Annotated in this window: 15 protein-coding genes; 11 read left to right on the forward strand and 4 right to left on the reverse strand. The window is 70.1% G+C overall.

What is annotated here, in order from left to right; translation table 11 throughout:
• Nucleotides 1–173: 173 nt before the first annotated feature.
• Entirely contained in the window at nucleotides 174–1,163 is a 990-nt protein-coding gene (locus IEQ44_RS14785) for a malate dehydrogenase (RefSeq protein WP_319804699.1), read from the reverse strand.
• Between the two features lie 16 nt (nucleotides 1,164–1,179).
• Between IEQ44_RS14785 and IEQ44_RS14790 the strand changes: the two genes are divergently transcribed.
• From IEQ44_RS14790 to IEQ44_RS14820, 7 genes are all read left to right on the forward strand, one after another.
• Nucleotides 1,180–2,016: a hypothetical protein gene (locus IEQ44_RS14790; protein ID WP_193639271.1), complete on the forward strand. Its 837-nt coding sequence runs from the start codon at nucleotides 1,180–1,182 to the stop codon at nucleotides 2,014–2,016.
• Nucleotides 2,017–2,140: 124 nt separating this feature from the next.
• The gene (locus IEQ44_RS14795) at nucleotides 2,141–4,330 is read left to right on the forward strand and encodes an NADP-dependent isocitrate dehydrogenase (RefSeq protein ID WP_193639245.1); all 2,190 of its coding nucleotides are present in this window, start codon (nucleotides 2,141–2,143) and stop codon (nucleotides 4,328–4,330) included.
• Nucleotides 4,331–4,445: 115 nt separating this feature from the next.
• A complete protein-coding gene (locus tag IEQ44_RS18000) occupies nucleotides 4,446–5,075 on the forward strand; it encodes a PASTA domain-containing protein (protein WP_193639246.1) in 630 nt (209 codons plus the stop codon).
• 68 nt (nucleotides 5,076–5,143) lie between these two features.
• On the forward strand, nucleotides 5,144–6,628 hold the full coding sequence (locus IEQ44_RS14805) for an HNH endonuclease signature motif containing protein (protein WP_193639247.1): 1,485 nt from the start codon (nucleotides 5,144–5,146) through the stop codon (nucleotides 6,626–6,628).
• 61 nt (nucleotides 6,629–6,689) lie between these two features.
• Nucleotides 6,690–7,901: an MFS transporter gene (locus IEQ44_RS14810; protein ID WP_193639248.1), complete on the forward strand. Its 1,212-nt coding sequence runs from the start codon at nucleotides 6,690–6,692 to the stop codon at nucleotides 7,899–7,901.
• Between the two features lie 92 nt (nucleotides 7,902–7,993).
• Nucleotides 7,994–9,049, forward strand: coding sequence for a tryptophan--tRNA ligase (gene trpS, locus IEQ44_RS14815; RefSeq protein WP_193639249.1), 1,056 nt, complete (start codon nucleotides 7,994–7,996; stop codon nucleotides 9,047–9,049).
• Between the two features lie 6 nt (nucleotides 9,050–9,055).
• Complete coding sequence (locus IEQ44_RS14820) at nucleotides 9,056–9,571, forward strand: 2'-5' RNA ligase family protein (protein ID WP_193639250.1); 516 nt, start codon at nucleotides 9,056–9,058, stop codon at nucleotides 9,569–9,571.
• 112 nt (nucleotides 9,572–9,683) lie between these two features.
• On the opposite strand, the gene IEQ44_RS14825 is transcribed toward IEQ44_RS14820, so the two are convergent.
• The 3 genes from IEQ44_RS14825 to IEQ44_RS14835 are packed head-to-tail and all read right to left on the reverse strand — an operon-like array spanning nucleotide 9,684 to nucleotide 13,210.
• Entirely contained in the window at nucleotides 9,684–10,427 is a 744-nt protein-coding gene (locus tag IEQ44_RS14825; protein ID WP_193639251.1) for a succinate dehydrogenase/fumarate reductase iron-sulfur subunit, read from the reverse strand.
• 2 nt (nucleotides 10,428–10,429) lie between these two features.
• Nucleotides 10,430–12,472, reverse strand: a complete 2,043-nt coding sequence (locus IEQ44_RS14830) for a fumarate reductase/succinate dehydrogenase flavoprotein subunit (protein WP_193639252.1) — start codon at nucleotides 12,470–12,472, stop codon at nucleotides 10,430–10,432.
• A 15-nt stretch (nucleotides 12,473–12,487) separates the two neighbouring features.
• A complete protein-coding gene (locus tag IEQ44_RS14835) occupies nucleotides 12,488–13,210 on the reverse strand; it encodes a succinate dehydrogenase cytochrome b subunit (protein WP_319804700.1) in 723 nt (240 codons plus the stop codon).
• 169 nt (nucleotides 13,211–13,379) lie between these two features.
• Here IEQ44_RS14835 and IEQ44_RS14840 point away from each other — a divergent pair, with 169 nt between their 5' ends.
• The 4 genes from IEQ44_RS14840 to IEQ44_RS14855 are packed head-to-tail and all read left to right on the forward strand — an operon-like array spanning nucleotide 13,380 to nucleotide 19,001.
• Nucleotides 13,380–15,116 (forward strand): methylmalonyl-CoA mutase family protein, encoded by a 1,737-nt coding sequence (locus IEQ44_RS14840; protein WP_193639253.1) that lies wholly within the window; start codon nucleotides 13,380–13,382, stop codon nucleotides 15,114–15,116.
• The gene (gene scpA / locus IEQ44_RS14845) at nucleotides 15,113–17,275 is read left to right on the forward strand and encodes a methylmalonyl-CoA mutase (RefSeq protein ID WP_193639254.1); all 2,163 of its coding nucleotides are present in this window, start codon (nucleotides 15,113–15,115) and stop codon (nucleotides 17,273–17,275) included. The genes IEQ44_RS14840 and scpA overlap by 4 nt, the downstream gene beginning before the upstream one ends.
• Before the next feature lie 7 nt (nucleotides 17,276–17,282).
• A complete protein-coding gene (gene meaB, locus IEQ44_RS14850; RefSeq protein WP_193639255.1) occupies nucleotides 17,283–18,284 on the forward strand; it encodes a methylmalonyl Co-A mutase-associated GTPase MeaB in 1,002 nt (333 codons plus the stop codon).
• A 36-nt stretch (nucleotides 18,285–18,320) separates the two neighbouring features.
• Nucleotides 18,321–19,001: a hypothetical protein gene (locus IEQ44_RS14855; protein ID WP_193639256.1), complete on the forward strand. Its 681-nt coding sequence runs from the start codon at nucleotides 18,321–18,323 to the stop codon at nucleotides 18,999–19,001.
• Nucleotides 19,002–19,026 lie beyond the last annotated feature (25 nt).

The following is a 19,026-nucleotide window of genomic DNA, read 5'->3' on the forward strand; positions in this document are numbered from 1 at the left end:
CCCGGCCGAGGTCCTCGACGACCTACTCTTGACCCACCACAAACACCACGGTGTTGCGTGACCAACTGGAATCCGCCGCGATTTTCGGTGCATTTCGGTTGGTGCGTGAGGGCCGGGCGACGCAGCAGGGCCCGCCACCGACCGGTGACGGGCCCTGTGAGGTGGTGCGTGGATCAGATGAGGCCGAGCTCGGTGACGGCCTTGCGCTCGTCGGCCAGCTCGGCGACGGAGGCGTCGATCTTGGCGCGGGAGAAGTCGGAGACCTCGAGGCCCTCGACGATCTTCCAGTCGCCGTCCTTGGTGGTCACGGGGAACGAGGAGATCAGACCCTCGGCCACGCCGTACTCACCGTTGGACTTGACGGCCATGGAGACCCAGTCGCCCTCGGGCGAGCCGAAGAGCCAGTCGCGCGCGGCGTCGATGGTGGCCGACGCGGCGGAGGCGGCCGACGAGCTGCCGCGTGCCTCGATGATGGCGGCGCCACGCTTCGCGACGGTCGGGATGAAGTTCGACTCCAGCCACTCCTGGTCGTTGACGACCTCGGCAGCGTTCTGACCGTTGACCTTGGCGTTGAAGAGGTCGGGGTACTGGGTGGCCGAGTGGTTGCCCCAGATGGTCATGTTCGTGATGTCGGTGACCTTGGCGCCGGTCTTCGCGGCGAGCTGCGAGATGGCGCGGTTGTGGTCGAGGCGGGTGAGCGCGGAGAAGCGCTCGTCCGGGATGTCGGGGGCGTTGGTCATCGCGATGAGGGCGTTGGTGTTGGCCGGGTTGCCGGTCACGCCGATACGCACGTCGTCGGCGGCCACCTTGTTGAGGGCCTTGCCCTGGGCGGTGAAGATCGCGCCGTTGGCCGACAGCAGGTCGCCGCGCTCCATGCCGGGGCCGCGGGGGCGGGCGCCGACGAGCAGGGCGAGGTTGACGCCGTCGAAGATCTTCTCCGGGTCGGAGCCGATCTCCACGCCGGCCAGGGTCGGGAAGGCGCAGTCGTCGAGCTCCATGACGACACCCTCGAGCGCCTTGAGGGCGGGCTCGATCTCCAGCAGCTGCAGCTGGATGGGACGGTCACCGGCCAGTGCGCCGGATGCGAGGCGGAAGAGCAGGCTGTAGCCGATCTGACCGGCGGCACCGGTGACGGCCACCTTGAGCGGGGCAGAGGTTGACACGGAGACTCCTCGAAGAGTGTCTGAGCAGGTGCAGTTCGACTCGACTCTAGCCCTGCGGGACTCCCCGGACGGTGCCGGGTTCGCCCGCTGGCATGCTGGGGGCATGCTGCGACGTCGACCCGGCTCCGTGCCTGAGCGGGAGCCCCGTGGTCGAGGTCGCGCCACGCTGTGGCTGCTGGCCGTGGTCGTGGCGCTGGGGCTGCTGGTGGCCATCGAGGTCGGGTCGCCACGCCAGGTCGACCCCACCGGTGTCGACGAGCTCGAGGTGCCGTGGGCCGACCCCGACCCCGAGGAGTTCGTGGACGGCGTCGACCACGCGTGGTGGCCCCTGCGGCCCGGTGCGCGGTGGGTGCACGAAGGTGTGGTCGACGGGGTGAGCACCTCGCGGACCACCACCGTGCTCACCCGGCGCCGGGAGGTCGCCGGGGTCGCCGCCACGGTCGTACGCGAGGTGACGCGGCCTCGGGGAGCGCGGCCCACGGTCGTGGAGCGGTGGTATGCCCAGGACCGACGCGGACACCTGTGGTTGCTCGGGCAGGACGGGTCGTGGGCGCTCGGTGCCGACGTGCCGGCGGGGCTGGTCCTGGCGGCCGAGCCCCGGCGCGGCGACGCCCACCTGCGGGTGCCCCTGTCGGGCGTGGAGCGAGAGGTGGTCGAGGTCGCCGAGCGCGGCGAGGCCGTCGTGGTGCCGGCGGGGGAGTACGCCGACCTCCTGCGCACCGTCGAACGGCTCGGCGCTGATCGGGCCGACGCCGAGGTCGTCGAGGTGCGGTGGGCCGAGGGAGTGGGCCCCGTGCAGTGGATGAGCGAGGCGGGCCACCTCGACCTGGTGAGCCACGACCCCGGGGAGTGATGCGCGGCTTGTGCCGCGGCGCGCGCTGTGCCTTGATGGAGCCGGGAGTCGGGTGCCTGCCCCGTCAGGTATCTTGATATCAAGCAATCCGTCTGGACCCATCCGACAAGGAGTCGCTGGCACCATGGCCAAGATCATCTACACCCACACCGACGAGGCGCCGCTGCTCGCGACGTACTCCTTCCTCCCCATCGTCGAGGCCTACGCCGCGAAGGCCGGTGTCGAGGTCGAGACCCGCGACATCTCCGTCGCCGCGCGCATCCTGGCCCAGTTCGGACTGGCTGACGACGCGCTCGCCGAGCTGGGTGAGCTGGCGACCACCCCCGAGGCCAACATCATCAAGCTGCCGAACATCTCGGCCTCGATCCCGCAACTGAAGGCCGCGATCGCCGAGCTCCAGGCGCAGGGCTTCGACATCCCGGACTACCCGGAGAACGCCGACACCCCCGAGGCGCAGGAGATCCGCGCCAAGTACGACAAGGTCAAGGGCTCCGCGGTCAACCCGGTGCTGCGTGAGGGCAACTCCGACCGCCGCGCCCCCGCCTCGGTGAAGAACTACGCCAAGGCCCACCCGCACCGCATGGGCGAGTGGAAGAAGGACTCGAAGACCAACGTCGCCACCATGGGCGAGCACGACTTCAAGTCCAACGAGAAGTCCGTGACGCTCCCGGCCGACGACACCCTGCAGGTCGTCCTGACCACGAAGGGCGGCGAGAAGGTCGTCCTCAAGGAGGGCCTCGAGGTCCTCGAGGGCGAGGTCGTCGACGCCTCCGTGCTCGAGGTCGCCCACCTGCAGTCGTTCCTGAAGGACGCCGTCGCCCGCGCCAAGGAGGAGGGCATCCTCTTCTCCGCGCACCTCAAGGCGACGATGATGAAGGTCTCCGACCCGATCATCTTCGGCCACGTCGTGAAGGCCTACTTCTCCGACGTCTTCGCCCAGTACGGCGACGACCTGGCCGCGGCCGGCCTGTCCGCCAACGACGGCCTCGGCACGATCCTTCCCGGCCTGGCGAAGCTGCCCAACGGCGACGAGATCAAGGCGGCCTTCGAGAAGGCGCTCGCCGAGGGCCCGGCCCTGGCGATGGTCGACTCCGACAAGGGCATCACCAACCTCCACGTGCCGTCCGACGTCATCATCGACGCCTCCATGCCCGCGATGATCCGCGGCGGCGGCATCATGTGGAACGCCGAGGGCAATGAGCAGGAGACCCTCGCGGTCATCCCGGACTCCTCCTACGCCGGCGTCTACCAGGCGACCATCGACGACTGCCGGGAGAACGGCGCGCTCGACCCCTCGACCATGGGATCGGTGCCCAACGTCGGCCTGATGGCGAAGGCAGCCGAGGAGTACGGGTCGCACGACAAGACCTTCGAGATCGCCGAGGCCGGCACCGTCGAGGTCGTCAACGCTGCGGGTGAGGTGCTGCTCTCCCACGAGGTCGCCGCCGGTGACATCTGGCGCGCCTGCCAGACGAAGGACGCCTCCATCCGCGACTGGGTGAAGCTGGCCGTCACCCGGGCTCGCGCCTCGCAGACCCCGGCGATCTTCTGGCTCGACGAGGCCCGTGCCCACGACGCCCAGCTGATCGAGAAGGTCAACACCTACCTGGCCGACCACGACACCGAGGGCCTCGACATCCGCATCATGACCCCGGCGGACGCGACGAAGTTCTCCCTCGAGCGCATCCGTCGCGGCGAGGACACCATCTCGGTGACCGGCAACGTGCTGCGTGACTACAACACCGACCTCTTCCCGATCCTCGAGCTCGGTACGTCGGCCAAGATGCTGTCGGTGGTCCCGCTGATGAACGGTGGTGGCCTCTTCGAGACCGGTGCCGGTGGCTCGGCCCCGAAGCACGTGCAGCAGCTCGTCGCCGAGGACTACCTGCGTTGGGACTCGCTCGGTGAGTTCTTCGCCCTCGTCCCGTCGCTCGAGCTCTACGCCGAGCAGTCGGGCAAGGACGGCGCCAAGGTGCTGGCCGCGACGCTGGACAAGGCGACGGAGTCGTTCCTCAACAACGACCGTTCGCCGGGCCGCAAGCTCGGCACGATCGACAACCGTGGCTCGCACTTCTACCTGGCGCTCTACTGGGCCCAGGAGCTGGCGCAGCAGGCCGAGGACGCCGCACTGGCCGAGGCGTTCACGCCGCTCGCCGAGAAGCTCGCCGCGGAGGAGGAGACCATCGTCGCCGAGCTGCTCGCCGTCCAGGGCAAGCCCGCCGACATCGGTGGCTACTACCGCCCCGACGCCGAGAAGACCACGGCCGTCATGCGGCCGTCGGCCACCTTCAACGAGGCCCTCGCGGCGCTCTGACCATGAGCGCCTGACCGCACGCACCGGAACCCGGTCGACCGTGAGGTCGGCCGGGTTCTGTGTTGCGCGGGCTCGTTTCCCGGCTCCTGAGTTGCGGAGGTTCTAGGGTGACGGCGTGAACACAGGCGACGTGCGCTGGGTGGGGATTGGGCGGGTCGCGGTCGCAGTGCCCGAGGAGTGGGGGACCAACGAGCTTCGGTGCGGCACCCCGGTCCGCGACACGGTGATTGTCGACGTCGCCATGGTCGAGCTGTGTCACCTGCCGCGTCCCCCTGACGTCGACTCGCTCGAGTTCGGACAGGGGTCGCCGCCAGGTGATGTCGTCGCCACCGAGGTGTCCCAGGTCGACGGCGTCCAGATGCACCGCGGCCAGACCGACAGCCTGCTCCAGCCGGACAACGGCGTACGCGTCTGGTCGAGCACCGTGAGTCTCCCGGGAGAGGGGCTCTGGATCCGCGCCGAGTCCAGCCGCGGGCCGGAGCAGGTCAACGAGGTCCTGGGCCGCGTGTCTGTGTTGCGTGACGGGATCGGCATCCCGCCGCGGAACTCGTCGTCCGACAACGAGCGCGACGAGGAGCAGACGGGCCTGTACGCCCAACGGCTCCTCGACCTGGGTCTCGAGGTGACAGTGGAGCGGCGCGTGATGGAGGGCCCGTCCGCGGGACACCTGCTCAAGGTGTCACCGCAACCGGGCACCGTGGTGCCTGAGGGAACACGGGTCGTCCTGACCGTGGTGGGTGACTGAGGCAGCCCGGAGGTAGAGGGTCTGCTGGACCGCTCGTAGTTGTCGGTCCTCGCTGCCAGTGTTGACCCATGGAAGCCACCACTGTCGCCCCCGACTTCGGGGGCCTGCGCGACCTGACTGTGAGCGAGCTGCTCGGTGCGGCGCGGCAGCGGCGGTCGGTGGTGCAGCGTGGTGAGGCCGACCTGTTGGCGATCGCGTATGAGTGGGCGGTGGCGCACCCGGCTGATCCGGACGGCTGGAACGCTGCGTCGTTCCACCACCCGTTGGGTGAGGAGCCGATCTCCGGTGACGGGACCCCGCGTGTGGCGGAGTTCTGCATCCCCGAGCTGGGGGCTGCGTTGGGGATCTCCACCGACGCGGCGAAGAAGCTGATCGGCCACGCGATCGAGATGGTCCATCGCCTGCCGCGGGTGTGGCGGCGGGTGCAGTCCGGAACCGTTCCTGTGTGGCGGGCCAAGCAGGTCGCTGAGGCCACGATCCACTGCGACCCGGCCCTGACACCGGAGGCGATGGCGTGGATCGACGCGCAGGTGGCGCCGTTCCTGGAGAAGGTCGGGCGTGCGCAGATGGAGCGCATCGTCGCCCAAGCGATCGAGCTCTACGGCCTGGCGGCCCAGGAGCCACCGCTGGATGAGGACAACGACGGCCGCTACGTCCACATCCACACCCCCATTGGCCCCTTCGCGGGGTCGATGCACCTCGAGGCCGAGGTGAGCAACGCCGACGGCCACGACCTCGCCCAAGCCCTCTCGGCGGGCGCGGCCGCGATCAAGGCCGGCGGTTCCACTGCGTCGCTGGACGTGCGGCGGTCCATGGCACTCGGCGAGCTGGCGCGACAGCAGACCTCCCTCGACCTCGCCGGCGCGAACACCGTGCCCACGAGCGATGACGTTGGCGCAGGCAGCGCAGGCAGCGTTGACACTGCGGCTGGCACTGCGGCTGGCACCACCGGCTCCGCCTGCGAACCGGTGCAACGGAAGGCCCGTCGGGTCGACCTGCACCTGCACTTCACCGCCGAGGTCCAGCCCGACGGCACCACCGGCATCTCCCCGATCGGGTTCCTGGAGAACGGCCAGAAACTGGCCCTGCTGTCGCAGGTCCGGTCGTGGGTGCGGGGCACGCACACCGAGGTGCGGATCCTGCCGGTCATCGACCTCAACGAACACATCACCACGAGCAGGTACGAACCCACCGACCGGCTCCGCCGGCAAGTGATTCTCCGGGACCGTACCTGCGTGTTCCCGTGGTGCACGCGCCCCGCGAGGTCCTGCGACCTCGACCACGTCGAACCGTTCGACCACGACGCCATCGGGGAAGACCGGCCACCACCCGGATCGACCGCTACCCACAACCTGGCTCCCCTGTGCCGCAGCCACCACCGGTTGAAGACCCACACCGGCTGGCGACTCACCTCACCCACCAGTGGCGTCTTCGAGTGGACCAGCCCCCACGGCCAACGCTTCCGCCGCGACCGCCACGGGACCCAAGACCTGACCCAGGGACCGGACGGCGAACCACCACCCGCCCCCAGCCCGCCCAGACCTCGGGTGTGACGCACACCCCGCTCGCCCGAATGCGGGAATGGCCCACCGGTCCGCGTAGTTTCACATCGAGATGACTGCCACTGCCGCGCCCGCGCCTGCCCGCGAGACCCGCCCCCGGGGAAGCCACTTCGGCCTGGTGCTCCTGGCCCTGGCGATGGGTGGCTTCGCGATCGGCACCACCGAGTTCGTCTCGATGGGTCTGCTGCCGCAGCTGGCGCGCGGGGTCGGAGTCGACGAACCGTCGGCGGGTCACGCCATCTCGATGTACGCCCTCGGCGTGGTGGTCGGTGCCCCAGTCATCGCCCTGATCGGCTCGCACTGGCCTCGTCGCGCGGTCCTGATGGGCCTGATGGGTCTCTTCGTCGTCGGCAACGTGGCGACGGCGCTGGTGACCTCCTACGAGGCGCTCCTGGCCGCCCGCTTCGTCTCCGGCCTGCCGCACGGCGCGTACTTCGGCGTCGCCTCCCTCGTCGCCGCCTCGTTGGCGCGTCCCGGCAGGCAGGCCAAGGCCGTCGCGACGGTCATGCTCGGTCTCTCCGTCGCCAACCTGGTCGGGGTGCCGGCCGCCACCTGGCTGGGCCAGAACCTGGGCTGGCGCGCGGCCTTCTGGGTGGTCGCGGTCCTGGCGCTGGTCACGCTGGCGCTGGTGGCGCTCCACGTGCCGTCGATCCCCGGCGACCACACCTCGTCGTGGCGCCGTGAGGTGCGGGCGTTCGGTGAGCCCCAGGTGTGGCTGACCCTCGGCGCGGGTGCGCTGGGCTTCGGCGGCATGTTCGCCGTCTACACCTACGTGGTGCCGACGATCGACAAGCTGGGAGGCCTGAGCGAGGGCGCGGCCCCGGTCTTCCTCTTCGCCTTCGGCCTCGGCATGGTGGTCGGCACCTGGGTGGCCGGGGAGCTGGCAAGCTGGTCGCTCTTCGGCTCGCTCTTCATCGGTGGCGCGGGCCAGGGCGTCCTGCTCCTGCTCTTCGCGGTCTTCGCGCACACCGGGTGGTGGACGCTGCCGATCGTCTTCATGATCACCGTGACCGGCTCGGTCCTGGTGGTCGGTCTGCAGATGCGCCTGATGACCGTCGCGGGGGAGGCCCGGACCCTGGGGGCGGCGATGAACCACGCCGCGCTCAACATCGCCAACGCCCTCGGCGCCTGGCTCGGTGGCCTCGTGATCGCCGCGGGCCTGGGCTACCGGGCGCCCGGCTACGTGGGCTTCGGCCTCGCGTCGGTGGGCGTGGCCTTCATGTTCGCCTCCTACCTGCTGGAGCGCCGACGCGCGAGCCGCTGAGCGTACGCTCCGCCGCGCGAAGTCGGACACGTGTCCCGCTTGTCGTCGGGAGCCCTTGCCAGCCGCTCGACCGGCCCTGAGAGAATGGGTCCATGTCCACGCCGACCGCACCCCAGGTCAAGGCCGAGAGCACCGCAGCCACCCGTGCGCGCGTGCTCTCCGGCATCCAGCCCACCGCCGACTCGTTCCACTTCGGCAACTACCTGGGTGCGCTGCGTCAGTGGGTGGACCTCCAGGACGAGCACGAGCCCTTCTTCTTCATCGCCGACCTGCACGCGATCACCGTCGAGCAGGACCCGAAGGTGCTGCGCGAGCGGGTCCGCCGCGCCGCCGCCCAGCTCGTCGCGATGGGCATCGACCCGGTGCGCTCGGCGATCTTCGCGCAGTCGCGGGTGCCCGCGCACGCCCAGCTCGGCTGGGTGCTGCAGTGCATGACGGGCTTCGGCGAGGCCCGCCGGATGACCCAGTTCAAGGACAAGTCCGCCAAGGGTGGTGAGGGCGCGGCCAGCGTCGGCCTCTTCACCTACCCGATCCTCCAGGCCGCCGACATCCTGCTCTACCGTCCGCAGTACGTGCCGGTCGGGGAGGACCAGCGCCAGCACCTCGAGCTGACCCGCGACCTCGCGCAGCGCTTCAACAGCCGTTACAAGAAGACCTTCCGCCTGCCCGAGCCCTACATCCTCAAGGCCACCGGCAAGATCGTCGACCTGCAGGACCCGACGCGGAAGATGTCGAAGTCCAGCTCCTCGCCCAGCGGCATTATCGACATGCTCGACGACCCGAAGGTCAGCGCCAAGAAGATCCGCTCGGCGGTCACCGACTCCGACGCCGAGATCCGTTTCGACGCCGAGGAGAAGCCGGGCCTGAGCAACCTGCTCACGATCCACTCGGCCATCTCGGGGGAGTCGGTCGACGCGCTCGTCGACCGCTTCGCCGGCCGCGGCTACGGCGACCTCAAGAAGGAGCTCGCCGAGGTCGTGGTCGACTTCGTGACCCCCTTCCGCGACACCACGCTCGCGCTGCTCGACGACCGGGCCCACCTCGACCAGATCCTCGACGACGGCGCGGCCCGCGCCAACGAGGTGGCCGAGAAGACCTTGGCCGACGTCTACGAACGCGTCGGCTTCACCGCCCCTCGGGGCAAGTGAGTCGTCGTGCAGACCATCGGCGTGGCCATCGCCCTCCCGGAACCGTGGGCCACGGACCTCCAGGAGTACCGCGTCGACCTCGGTGACGAGACCGCCTACAGCATCCCCACCCACATCACGCTGATCCCGCCGACGGAGGTCGACGACGACCTGGCCGAGGTGGTCGCCCACCTGGAGCGGGCGGCGAGCAGCCAGCAGCCCTTCACCATCCACCTGCGCGGCACGGGCACCTTCCGGCCGGTCTCCCCGGTCGTCTTCGTGGCCGTGGCCCAAGGCATCGGTGGGTGCGAGGCGCTGGCCGCCGAGGTGCGGTCGGGGCCGCTGGCGGTCGACCTGGAGTTCCCGTTCCACCCGCACGTGACGGTGGCCCACCACCTCGACGACGCGGCCCTCGACCGGGCCTACGACGAGCTCGCCACCTTCGACTGCCTCTTCGAGGCCACCGAGTTCCACCTCTACCTGCACGACGACGGCAGCGGCTGGGTGCCGACCCGCGCCTTCCGGTTGGGCCAGCAGGCCTGAGCCCACCGCGTACGCCCTCGCGTGCGTACGCCTGCCTCCCGCGTCCCCGAGACGCACCGAGCCCCCGCGGCCCGGAGGCGGCGGGGGCTCGGTGGGGGACCGTCGGCTCTGGTCAGAGGCCGTGCTTCATCGCGGTGCGCAGGTCCTTGTTGAGCTGGGAGATCACGTCGAGCGGGATCTCCTTCGGGCAGGCAGCGGTGCACTCACCGATGTTGGTGCAGCCACCGAAGCCCTCGTGGTCGTGCTGGCCGACCATGTCGACGACGCGGGTCCAGCGCTCCGGCTGGCCCTGGGGCAGCTCGCCGAGGTGGGTGATCTTGGCGCCCAGGAAGAGCGAGGCCGAGCCGTTGGGGCAGGCAGCCACGCAGGCACCGCAACCGATGCAGGTCGCCACGTTGAAGGCACGCATGGCCTTGTCACGCGGGGCCGGCACCGAGTTGGCCTCGGGAGCGGATCCGGTGTTGGCGGAGATGAATCCACCCGACTGGATGATGCGGTCGAAGGCGGAACGGTCGACGACCAGGTCCTTCAGGATCGGGAAGGGCTCGGCACGCCACGGCTCCACGGTGATCGTGTCGCCGTCCTTGAAGGAGCGCATGTGGAGCTGGCAGGTCGTGGTGACCTCCGGCCCGTGCGCCTGGCCGTTGATCATCAACGAACAGGTGCCGCAGATGCCCTCGCGACAGTCGGAGTCGAACGCGACCGGGTCCTCGCCAGCCTCGTTGAGCTGCTCGTTGAGGGTGTCGAGCATCTCCAGGAAGCTCATGTCCGGCGAGATGTCGGAGACCTGGTAGGTCTTGATGGCGCCCGCGGACGTGGCGTCCTTCTGACGCCAGATCTTCAGTGTCAGGTTCATGCTCACTTGTAGCTCCGCTGCTTCATCTCGATGGCCGTGTAGATCAGGTCTTCCTTGTGGAGGACCGGCAGACCGTCCTCGCCGCCGAACTCCCAGGCAGCGACGTAGGCGAACTCGTCGTCGTGACGCAGGGCCTCGCCGTCCTCGGTCTGCGACTCCGACCGGAAGTGGCCGCCGCAGGACTCGCGACGGTTGAGGGCGTCGACGCACATGAGCTCGCCCAGCTCGATGAAGTCGGCCACGCGGCCCGCCTTCTCGAGGCTCTGGTTGAGCGTGTCGGCGGTGCCCAGCACCTTGAGGTTGCTCCAGAACTCCTTCTTGAGGTCCTGGATCATGCCGATGGCCTTCTTGAGGCCCTCGGCGTTGCGGTCCATGCCGCAGTACTCCCACATGATCCGACCCAGCTCCTTGTGGAAGGAGTCGGCCGAGCGGGTGCCGCCGATGGAGAGGAACTTGTTCATCCGCTCCTCGACGTCGGTGCGCGCCGCGACCACGTCGGGGTGCGACTCGTCGATCTTCTCGAACGGACCGTCGGCGAGGTACTCGCGGATGGTGTTCGGCAGGACGAAGTAGCCGTCGGCCAGCCCCTGCATCAGGGCGGAGGCGCCGAGGCGGTTGGCGCCGTGGTCGGAGAAGTTCGCCTCACCGGTGACGAAGAGGCCCTCGACGTTCGACTGCAGGTGGTAGTCGACCCAGAGGCCGCCCATCACGTAGTGCACGGCGGGGTAGATGCGCATCGGCACCTGGTAGGGGTTCTCACCCGTGATCCGCTCGTACATGTCGAAGAGGTTGTCGTACTTCTCGCGGACCGCATCCTCGCCGAGACGGTCGATGGCCTCGGCGAAGTCGAGGTAGACGCCGCGGCGCACCCACTTCTCGTTGCCCTCGTCGTCGACCTCGCGCACGGCCGGGCCGACGCCCTTGCCGGCGTCGCACTGGTACTTCGCGGCACGCGAGGCGATGTCACGGGGCACCAGGTTGCCGAAGGCCGGGTAGATCCGCTCCAGGTAGTAGTCGCGGTCCTCCTCGGGGATGTCGCGCGGGTCCTTCTCGGCGTCCGCCGGGTCCTTGGGCACCCAGATGCGACCGTCGTTGCGCAGCGACTCCGACATCAGGGTCAGCTTCGACTGGTGGTCGCCGGAGACCGGGATGCAGGTGGGGTGGATCTGCGTGTAGCAGGGGTTGGCCATGTAGGCGCCCTTGCGGTGCGCACGCCACGCGGCGGTGACGTTGGACCCCATCGCGTTGGTGGAGAGGAAGAAGACGTTGCCGTAGCCACCCGAGGCGAGCACGACGACGTCGGCCAGGTGGGTGGAGATCTCACCGGTGACGAGGTCGCGGGCGATGATGCCGCGGGCCTTGCCGTCGGCGACGATCAGCTCGAGCATCTCGTGGCGGGTGAACTGCTCCACGGTGCCGGCGGCGACCTGGCGCTCCATGGCCTGGTAGGCGCCGATCAGCAGCTGCTGACCCGTCTGGCCGCGGGCGTAGAACGTACGCGAGACCTGCACGCCGCCGAAGGAACGGTTGTCGAGCAGACCGCCGTACTCGCGGGCGAACGGGACGCCCTGCGCGACGCACTGGTCGATGATGTTCGCGCTGACCTCGGCCAGGCGGTAGACGTTGTTCTCGCGGGCGCGGTAGTCGCCACCCTTGACGGTGTCGTAGAAGAGGCGGTGGGTGGAGTCACCGTCCTCCTTGTAGTTCTTGGCCGCGTTGATCCCGCCCTGGGCAGCGATCGAGTGCGCGCGACGCGGGGAGTCCTGGTAGCAGAAGGACTTCACGTTGTAGCCGGCCTCGCCGAGGGTCGCGGCGGCGGCGCCGCCGGCCAGGCCGGTGCCGACGATGATGATGTCGAGCTTGCGGCGGTTGGCCGGGTTGACGAGGCGGTTCTCGAACTTGCGGTTGGTCCAGCGGTCCTTGATCGGGCCGGTCGGGGCGACCGGGTCGACCAGGGGAGCGCCGAGCGTGTAGTAACCAGCGGCGTCGTCGGAGACCTGCACCGGCGGCTGGTTGGTCTGGGTGGTTCCGTCCAGGAAAGCCATGGAGAGTCTCGGTCCTTACTTGGTGACGATGCCGGTGAGCACGGAGAGCGGGACGAGGGCGAAGCCGCCGGCGATCACGATCGCGACGACCCAGCCGGCCAGCTTGGCGTTGGCGCGCGACCGGGCGGTGTTGGTGAACCCGAGCGTCTGCATCGCACTCCACGTGCCGTGGTGCAGGTGCATGCCGAGCGCCAGCATCGCGAGCAGGTAGATGACCGCCATCCACCACAGGTCGAAGGAGTCGACCAGCAGGTTGTAGGGGTCGTTCGTCTCGCCGCCGGCCGGGTTGACCTTGCCCACCGTGAAGTGGAGCAGGTGCCAGATCACGAAGATGAGGATCGTCAGGCCGCCCCAGCGCATGGTGCGCGAGGAGAGCGACGAGGCGAGGTTCTTCTTCACCGTGTACTTCGAGCTGCGCGCCTTGTGCGCCCGTCCCGTCAGGACGAGGGCCGCCCAGACGTGGGCGACCAGGGCGACGATCAGCACGACGCGCATGATCCACAGCAGGCCCTCGTGCGGCAGCATCGGCTCACCGAACTCGCGCAGGTGGTGCGCGTACTCGTTGAACGCGTCGTGCCCGGCGAAGACCTTGAGGTTGCCGTACATGTGGGCCAGCAGGTAGCCGATGAAGACCAGACCGCTGACGGCCATGGTGATTTTCAAGGCGATCGTCGAGCGAGTCGAACGGGATCCCTTGACGAGAGTCCGGTTGGAAGTTTGGGTTGCCACGAGGGTCACCGTATCCTCCACAGGACCGCTCTGTCGCAGCGGACCTCCCCGTGACCGTGTGACAAATCCCCGGTTACCAGCGGGTCACCGCTCCGTCACGCCCCGATGAAACGGGTCCGGCGTCTGTGATCCGACCACGGCGCCGACCGCGTCCACGGCCCGGCTTATCCTGCACGTCATGACCACACCGATCGACCAGATCGCGTTGGCCTCCGACGAGGACACCGCGACCGCCGCTGACTGGGAGACCGCGACGGCCGCGGTGCTGCGCAAGTCCCGCCGCCTGGGTGAGGACGACGCCGACTCCTCCGTCTGGGAGAAGCTGGCTCGCACCACGCTCGACGGGATCTCCGTCGCCCCCATCGGCCAGCCCGCCGACCTGGAGGGCCTGACCACGTCGGGCCGCCCCACCCGCGAGGGAGACTGGGACATCCGCGTCCACGTCGTCGGCCCCGACGCCAAGGCGGCCAACGAGGCGCTGCTGGTCGACCTGGAGAACGGCGCCACCTCCCTCTGGCTCGAGCTCGGCGCCGGCCTCGAGGTCGCCGACCTGGAGGCCGTGCTGAAGGGGGTCTTCACCGACCTCGCCCCCGTCGTGCTCGACGCCCCCGGCCAGCGACTGGCCGCCGCGGAGGAGCTCGTCGACCTGCTCGACGGCGTCACCCCGGCCCCGGGCACCAACCTCGGCGCCAGCCCGGCCCTCGGTGGCTCCGACGCCGACGAGGTCGTGGCCGTGGCCCGCCTTGCCGTCGGGAAGGGCATCCAGGGCGTGGTCGTCGACGCCGCGAAGCTCCACGAGCTCGGTGCCTCCGACGCCCAGGAGCTCGGCTACTCGATCGCCGTGGGCGTCGAGGTGCTGCGTACGCTCACCGGCGCCGGCCTCTCGTTGGCCGAGGCGCTCGAGGTGGTGGAGTTCCGCTACGCGGCCACCGACGAGCAGTTCCCGACCATCGCCAAGCTCCGCGCCGCCCGTCGCCTCTGGGCCCGTGTCGCCGAGCTCTCCGGCGCGACCGAGCCGGTGCAGCAGCGCCAGCACGTCGTCACCAGCCGCGCGATGATGAGCAAGTACGACCCCTACGTCAACATGCTGCGCGGCACCGTCGCCGCCTTCGCCGCCGGCGTCGGCGGCGCGGAGGCCGTCACCGTGGTGCCCTTCGACGCGCCCCTCGGCCTGCCCAACGCGTTCGGCCGGCGCATCGCGCGCAACACCTCCAGCCTGCTGATCGCCGAGTCGCACCTCGCCAAGGTCACCGACCCCGCCGGAGGCGCGTACGCCGTCGAGAAGCTGACCGACGACCTCGCCGTCGCCGGGTGGCAGGAGCTGGGCCGCATCGAGGAGGTCGGCGGCGCCGCTGCCGCGTTGGCCGACGGCTCCGTGCAGGCACGCGTCGACGAGGTCGTCGCCACCCGCGAGCAGCTCGTCGCCCGCCGCAAGCAGCCGATCACCGGAGTCAGCGAGTTCCCGAACCTGGCCGAGCAGCTGCCCGAGCGCACCGCCCACCCGAGCGCCGACGAGGTCCGCCGCTACGGCGCCTCGTTCGAGGCGCTGCGCGACGAGCCCGCGGCGGCGCCGGTCTTCCTCGCCACCATGGGCCCGATCGCCCACCACACGGCGCGGGCCACCTTCGCCAGCAACCTCTTCGCCGCCGGGGGTGTCGCGGTGACGGTCGCCGGTCCAACCGCTGGCCCCGACGACCTGGTCGCGAAGCTCGACGGTGAGGTGGTCGCCTGCCTGGCCGGCACCGACGCCGCCTACGAGGAGTGGGGTGCGGCCGCCGTCGAGGCGCTGCGCGCCGCCGGCGTACGCCACGTCATCCTCGCCGGCAAGCCGGGCGACCTGGCCGTCGACGACTCCTGCGCGACGGGCCTCGACGCCCTCGCGTTCCTCAACCGCACCCGGGAGGCGCTCGCATGAGCATTCCGCAGAACTTCAACGGTCTCCCGCTGTCGCCCGAGGGCGTCGCCGCGGCCGCCGCTCCGTCCGCGCGCGAGCCCTGGACCAGCCCGGAGGGCATCGACGTCCTGGGCGTCTACGGCCCCGAGCACCTCGAGGGCCTCGACGCCCTCGACACCTGGCCGGGCCTCAGCCCGTTCCTGCGTGGCCCCTACCCGACGATGTACACCACCCAGCCGTGGACCATCCGTCAGTACGCCGGCTTCTCCACCGCGGAGGAGTCCAACGCGTTCTACCGCCGCAACCTGGCCGCCGGCCAGAAGGGGCTCTCGGTCGCCTTCGACCTGGCCACCCACCGCGGCTACGACTCCGACCACCCGCGCGTGCGCGGCGACGTCGGCATGGCGGGCGTGGCGATCGACTCGATCTACGACACCCGCACCCTCTTCGACGGCATCCCGCTCGACCAGATGTCGGTCTCGATGACGATGAACGGCGCGGTGCTGCCGGTGCTGGCGCTCTACATCGCGGCCGCGGAGGAGCAGGGGGTGAAGCCGGAGCAGCTCGCGGGGACCATCCAGAACGACATCCTCAAGGAGTTCATGGTCCGCAACACCTACATCTACCCGCCGCAGCACTCGATGCGGATCATCTCCGACATCTTCGCCTTCACCAGCCAGAAGATGCCGCGCTTCAACTCCATCTCGATCTCCGGCTACCACATGCAGGAGGCCGGGGCGACCGCCGACCTCGAGCTGGCCTACACGCTGGCCGACGGCGTGGAGTACATCCGCGCCGGTCTCGACGCCGGCCTCGACATCGACAAGTTCGCCCCGCGCCTCAGCTTCTTCTGGGCGATCGGCATGAACTTCTTCATGGAGGTCGCCAAGATGCGCGCCGCCCGCGCCATCTGGGCGCGCCTGGTGCGCGAGTTCGACCCGAAGAACCCCAAGTCGCTCTCGCTGCGCACCCACTCGCAGACCTCCGGCTGGTCGCTGACCGCCCAAGACGTCTTCAACAACGTGGGCCGCACCGCCATCGAGGCGATGGCCGCGACCCAGGGCCACACCCAGTCGCTGCACACCAACGCCCTCGACGAGGCGATCGCGTTGCCGACCGACTTCTCGGCGCGCATCGCTCGCAACACCCAGCTGCTGCTGCAGCAGGAGTCGCGCACCACCGAGATCATCGACCCGTGGGCCGGCTCCTACTACGTGGAGAAGCTGACCCACGACCTGGCGACCAAGGCCTGGGCCCACATCGTCGAGGCCGAGGAGGCCGGCGGCATGGCCAAGGCCATCGAGCAGGGCATCCCGAAGATGCGCATCGAGGAGGCGGCCGCCCGCACCCAGGCCCGCATCGACTCCGGCGCCCAGCAGGTCATCGGTGTCAACACCTACCGTCTGGCCGACGAGGACCCGCTGGACGTGCTCAAGGTCGACAACGACGAGGTCTACCGCGCTCAGGTCGCCAAGCTGGAGCGCCTGCGCGCCGAGCGTGACCAGGTCGCCGTCGACGCCGCCCTGCACGCGCTGACGAGGTCCGCCGAGCAGGGTCACGTCGGTGGGGGCTCGCTCGACGGCAACCTGCTGGCGTTGGCCGTCGACGCCGCCCGTGCCAAGGCCACGGTCGGGGAGATCTCCGACGCCCTGGAGAAGGTCTACGGCCGCCACCAGGCGGTGATCCGTACGATCTCCGGTGTGTACCGAGACACCGCGTCCGAAGCCGGCGACGAGAAGCTGGAGGCCGTGCTCAAGGCCACCGCGGAGTTCGAGGAGGCCGAGGGCCGCCGTCCGCGCATCCTGGTCGCCAAGATGGGTCAGGACGGCCACGACCGTGGTCAGAAGGTCGTCGTCTCCGCCTTCGCCGACATGGGCTTCACCGTCGACGTCGGTCCGCTGTTCTCCACCCCGGAGGAGGTCGCCCAGCAGGCGATCGACGCCGACGTCCACATCGTCGGCGTCTCCTCGCTGGCGGCCGGCCACCTGACGCTGCTGCCGGCGCTGAAGAAGGCGCTGGCCGACGAGGGTCGCGACGACATCATGGTCGTCATCGGCGGGGTCATCCCGCCCGACGACGTGGCGACGCTGAAGGAGATGGGCGCCGCGGCGGTCTTCCTGCCCGGCACGGTGATCGCCGACTCCGCGCTCGACCTGCTGGCCCAGCTCCGCCAAGGCTGAGCCGGACGTGGCGCTGCCAGACCTCGACGCCCTGTACGCCGGCGTCACCGCCGGCCTACGGGGACAGGTCTCCCGGGCGATCACGCTCGTGGAGTCCGTACGCCCCGACCACCGCGCGATGGCGCGCGAGCTGCTCGCGCGGCTTGCCGCCGACGCGAGTGGTGAGCCGGCCGTCCGGGTCGGCATCTCCGGCGTGCCGGGGGTCGGCAAGTCCACCTTCATCGAGAGCCTCGGCGTCCACCTGACCGAGCAGGGCTTTAAGGTGGGGGTCCTGGCCGTCGACCCCTCCAGCGTGCGCACGGGCGGGTCGGTGCTGGGCGACAAGACCCGGATGCCGCGCCTCTCGGTCGACCCGAAGGCCTTCATCCGACCCTCGCCGTCGGCGGGCACCCTGGGCGGAGTCGCGGCCGCCACGTCACAGGCGATGAGCGTCCTCGAGGGCGCGGGCTACGACGTCGTGCTGGTCGAGACGGTCGGGGTCGGTCAGTCCGAGATCACGGTCGCCGGCATGGTCGACACCTTCCTCTTCCTGACCCTGGCCCGCACCGGCGACCAGCTGCAGGGCATCAAGAAGGGCATCCTCGAGATCGCCGACGTCATCGCGGTCAACAAGGCCGACGCGGAGGGCGGCGGGGGAGTGGACCGCGCCGGGGAGGCCCGCGCCGCGGCCCGTGAGCTGGCCGGCGCGATGCGGATGGTGCGCGGACCCAAGGAGTGGGCCCCGCCCGTGGTGACCTGCTCGGGCCTGACCGGCGTGGGCGTCGACGACGTCTGGGCCCGGGTGCTGGCGCACCGCGAGCATCTGGGCACCGGGGGCCTGCTGGCGAAGCGTGCCCAGCAGCAGCTGGACTTCACGTGGTCGTTGGTGCGCGAGACGCTCATCGAGCGGCTGCGGCACAACGAGGCCGTGGCGGCGATCCGCGACGACGTCGCGCAGCGGGTGCTCAGCGGGGAGCTGAGCGCCGTCGGGGCGGCGGACGCCATCCTGGAGGCGTACGACCGCCGTTGAGGGGAAGGGTATGAGGGTCACGTGGGCAGGAGGACGATGAGCGCAACGGTGCGGAGGATGAACGCCCCCGACCCCAGCCCGGGTGGCCTGGCCCGGATCGTGCTCGCCGGACTCACGGTGGGCCTGATGACGCTGACGTCCTGCGCCGACGACGGCGGGGAGCGAGAGGACGCTGCGGGCGACCCCACGTCCTCCTCGGCACCCACCGACTCCGCCAGCGGCGCATCGACGCCGCCCGAGGAGACGGAGTCCGTCGATGCCGTCCCTGAGGCGCCTGGGAGGTCCGGGTTGCTGCGAGGACTCGACCCGGCCAGGACTCCCGACGAGAAGGCCGTCACCGACACGTGGTTTCGCTACTGGACGCAGCTGACGCGGATGTACACGCGGGTCGAGGTCGACCGCGACGCCTTCGCGAGGTTGGCCAGGGGCGATGCGTTCTCCGGACCCGTGGGCTACGTCGAGCGCATGCGCGCCGCCGGCACGTCCAACCGCGGGGGTTCCATCGCCTCGGTGGAGAAGGTGGCGGTGACCGGCGACACCGCCGTGGTGACAGGGTGTCAGCGCTCCGACCTGGTGGAGCAGGACGCCGACGGCAACGCGGTCGAGGCGCCGACCCTCTTCGTCCGGACCAGGGAGTCGCTGCAGAGGCAGGGTGACCGGTGGATCGTCGTGGAGCACGACGTGCTGTCGACGATGACGGAGTGCGACTACCGCTGACTCTGGTCCTCCGGGCGGCACCGAC

This window comes from Nocardioides malaquae (assembly GCF_015070385.1).
Taxonomy (GTDB): Bacteria; Actinomycetota; Actinomycetes; order Propionibacteriales; family Nocardioidaceae; genus Nocardioides; species Nocardioides malaquae.

Coding starts and splice junctions, on each gene's coding strand:
- scpA (WP_193639254.1), top strand. CDS start 15,113: ATGAGCATTCCGCAGAACTTCAACGGTCTCCCGCTGTCGCCCGAGGGC.
- IEQ44_RS14805 (WP_193639247.1), top strand. CDS start 5,144: ATGGAAGCCACCACTGTCGCCCCCGACTTCGGGGGCCTGCGCGACCTG.
- IEQ44_RS14825 (WP_193639251.1), bottom strand. CDS start 10,427: ATGAACCTGACACTGAAGATCTGGCGTCAGAAGGACGCCACGTCCGCG.
- IEQ44_RS14795 (WP_193639245.1), top strand. CDS start 2,141: ATGGCCAAGATCATCTACACCCACACCGACGAGGCGCCGCTGCTCGCG.
- IEQ44_RS14855 (WP_193639256.1), top strand. CDS start 18,321: ATGAGCGCAACGGTGCGGAGGATGAACGCCCCCGACCCCAGCCCGGGT.
- IEQ44_RS14840 (WP_193639253.1), top strand. CDS start 13,380: ATGACCACACCGATCGACCAGATCGCGTTGGCCTCCGACGAGGACACC.
- IEQ44_RS14810 (WP_193639248.1), top strand. CDS start 6,690: ATGACTGCCACTGCCGCGCCCGCGCCTGCCCGCGAGACCCGCCCCCGG.
- trpS (WP_193639249.1), top strand. CDS start 7,994: ATGTCCACGCCGACCGCACCCCAGGTCAAGGCCGAGAGCACCGCAGCC.
- IEQ44_RS14830 (WP_193639252.1), bottom strand. CDS start 12,472: ATGGCTTTCCTGGACGGAACCACCCAGACCAACCAGCCGCCGGTGCAG.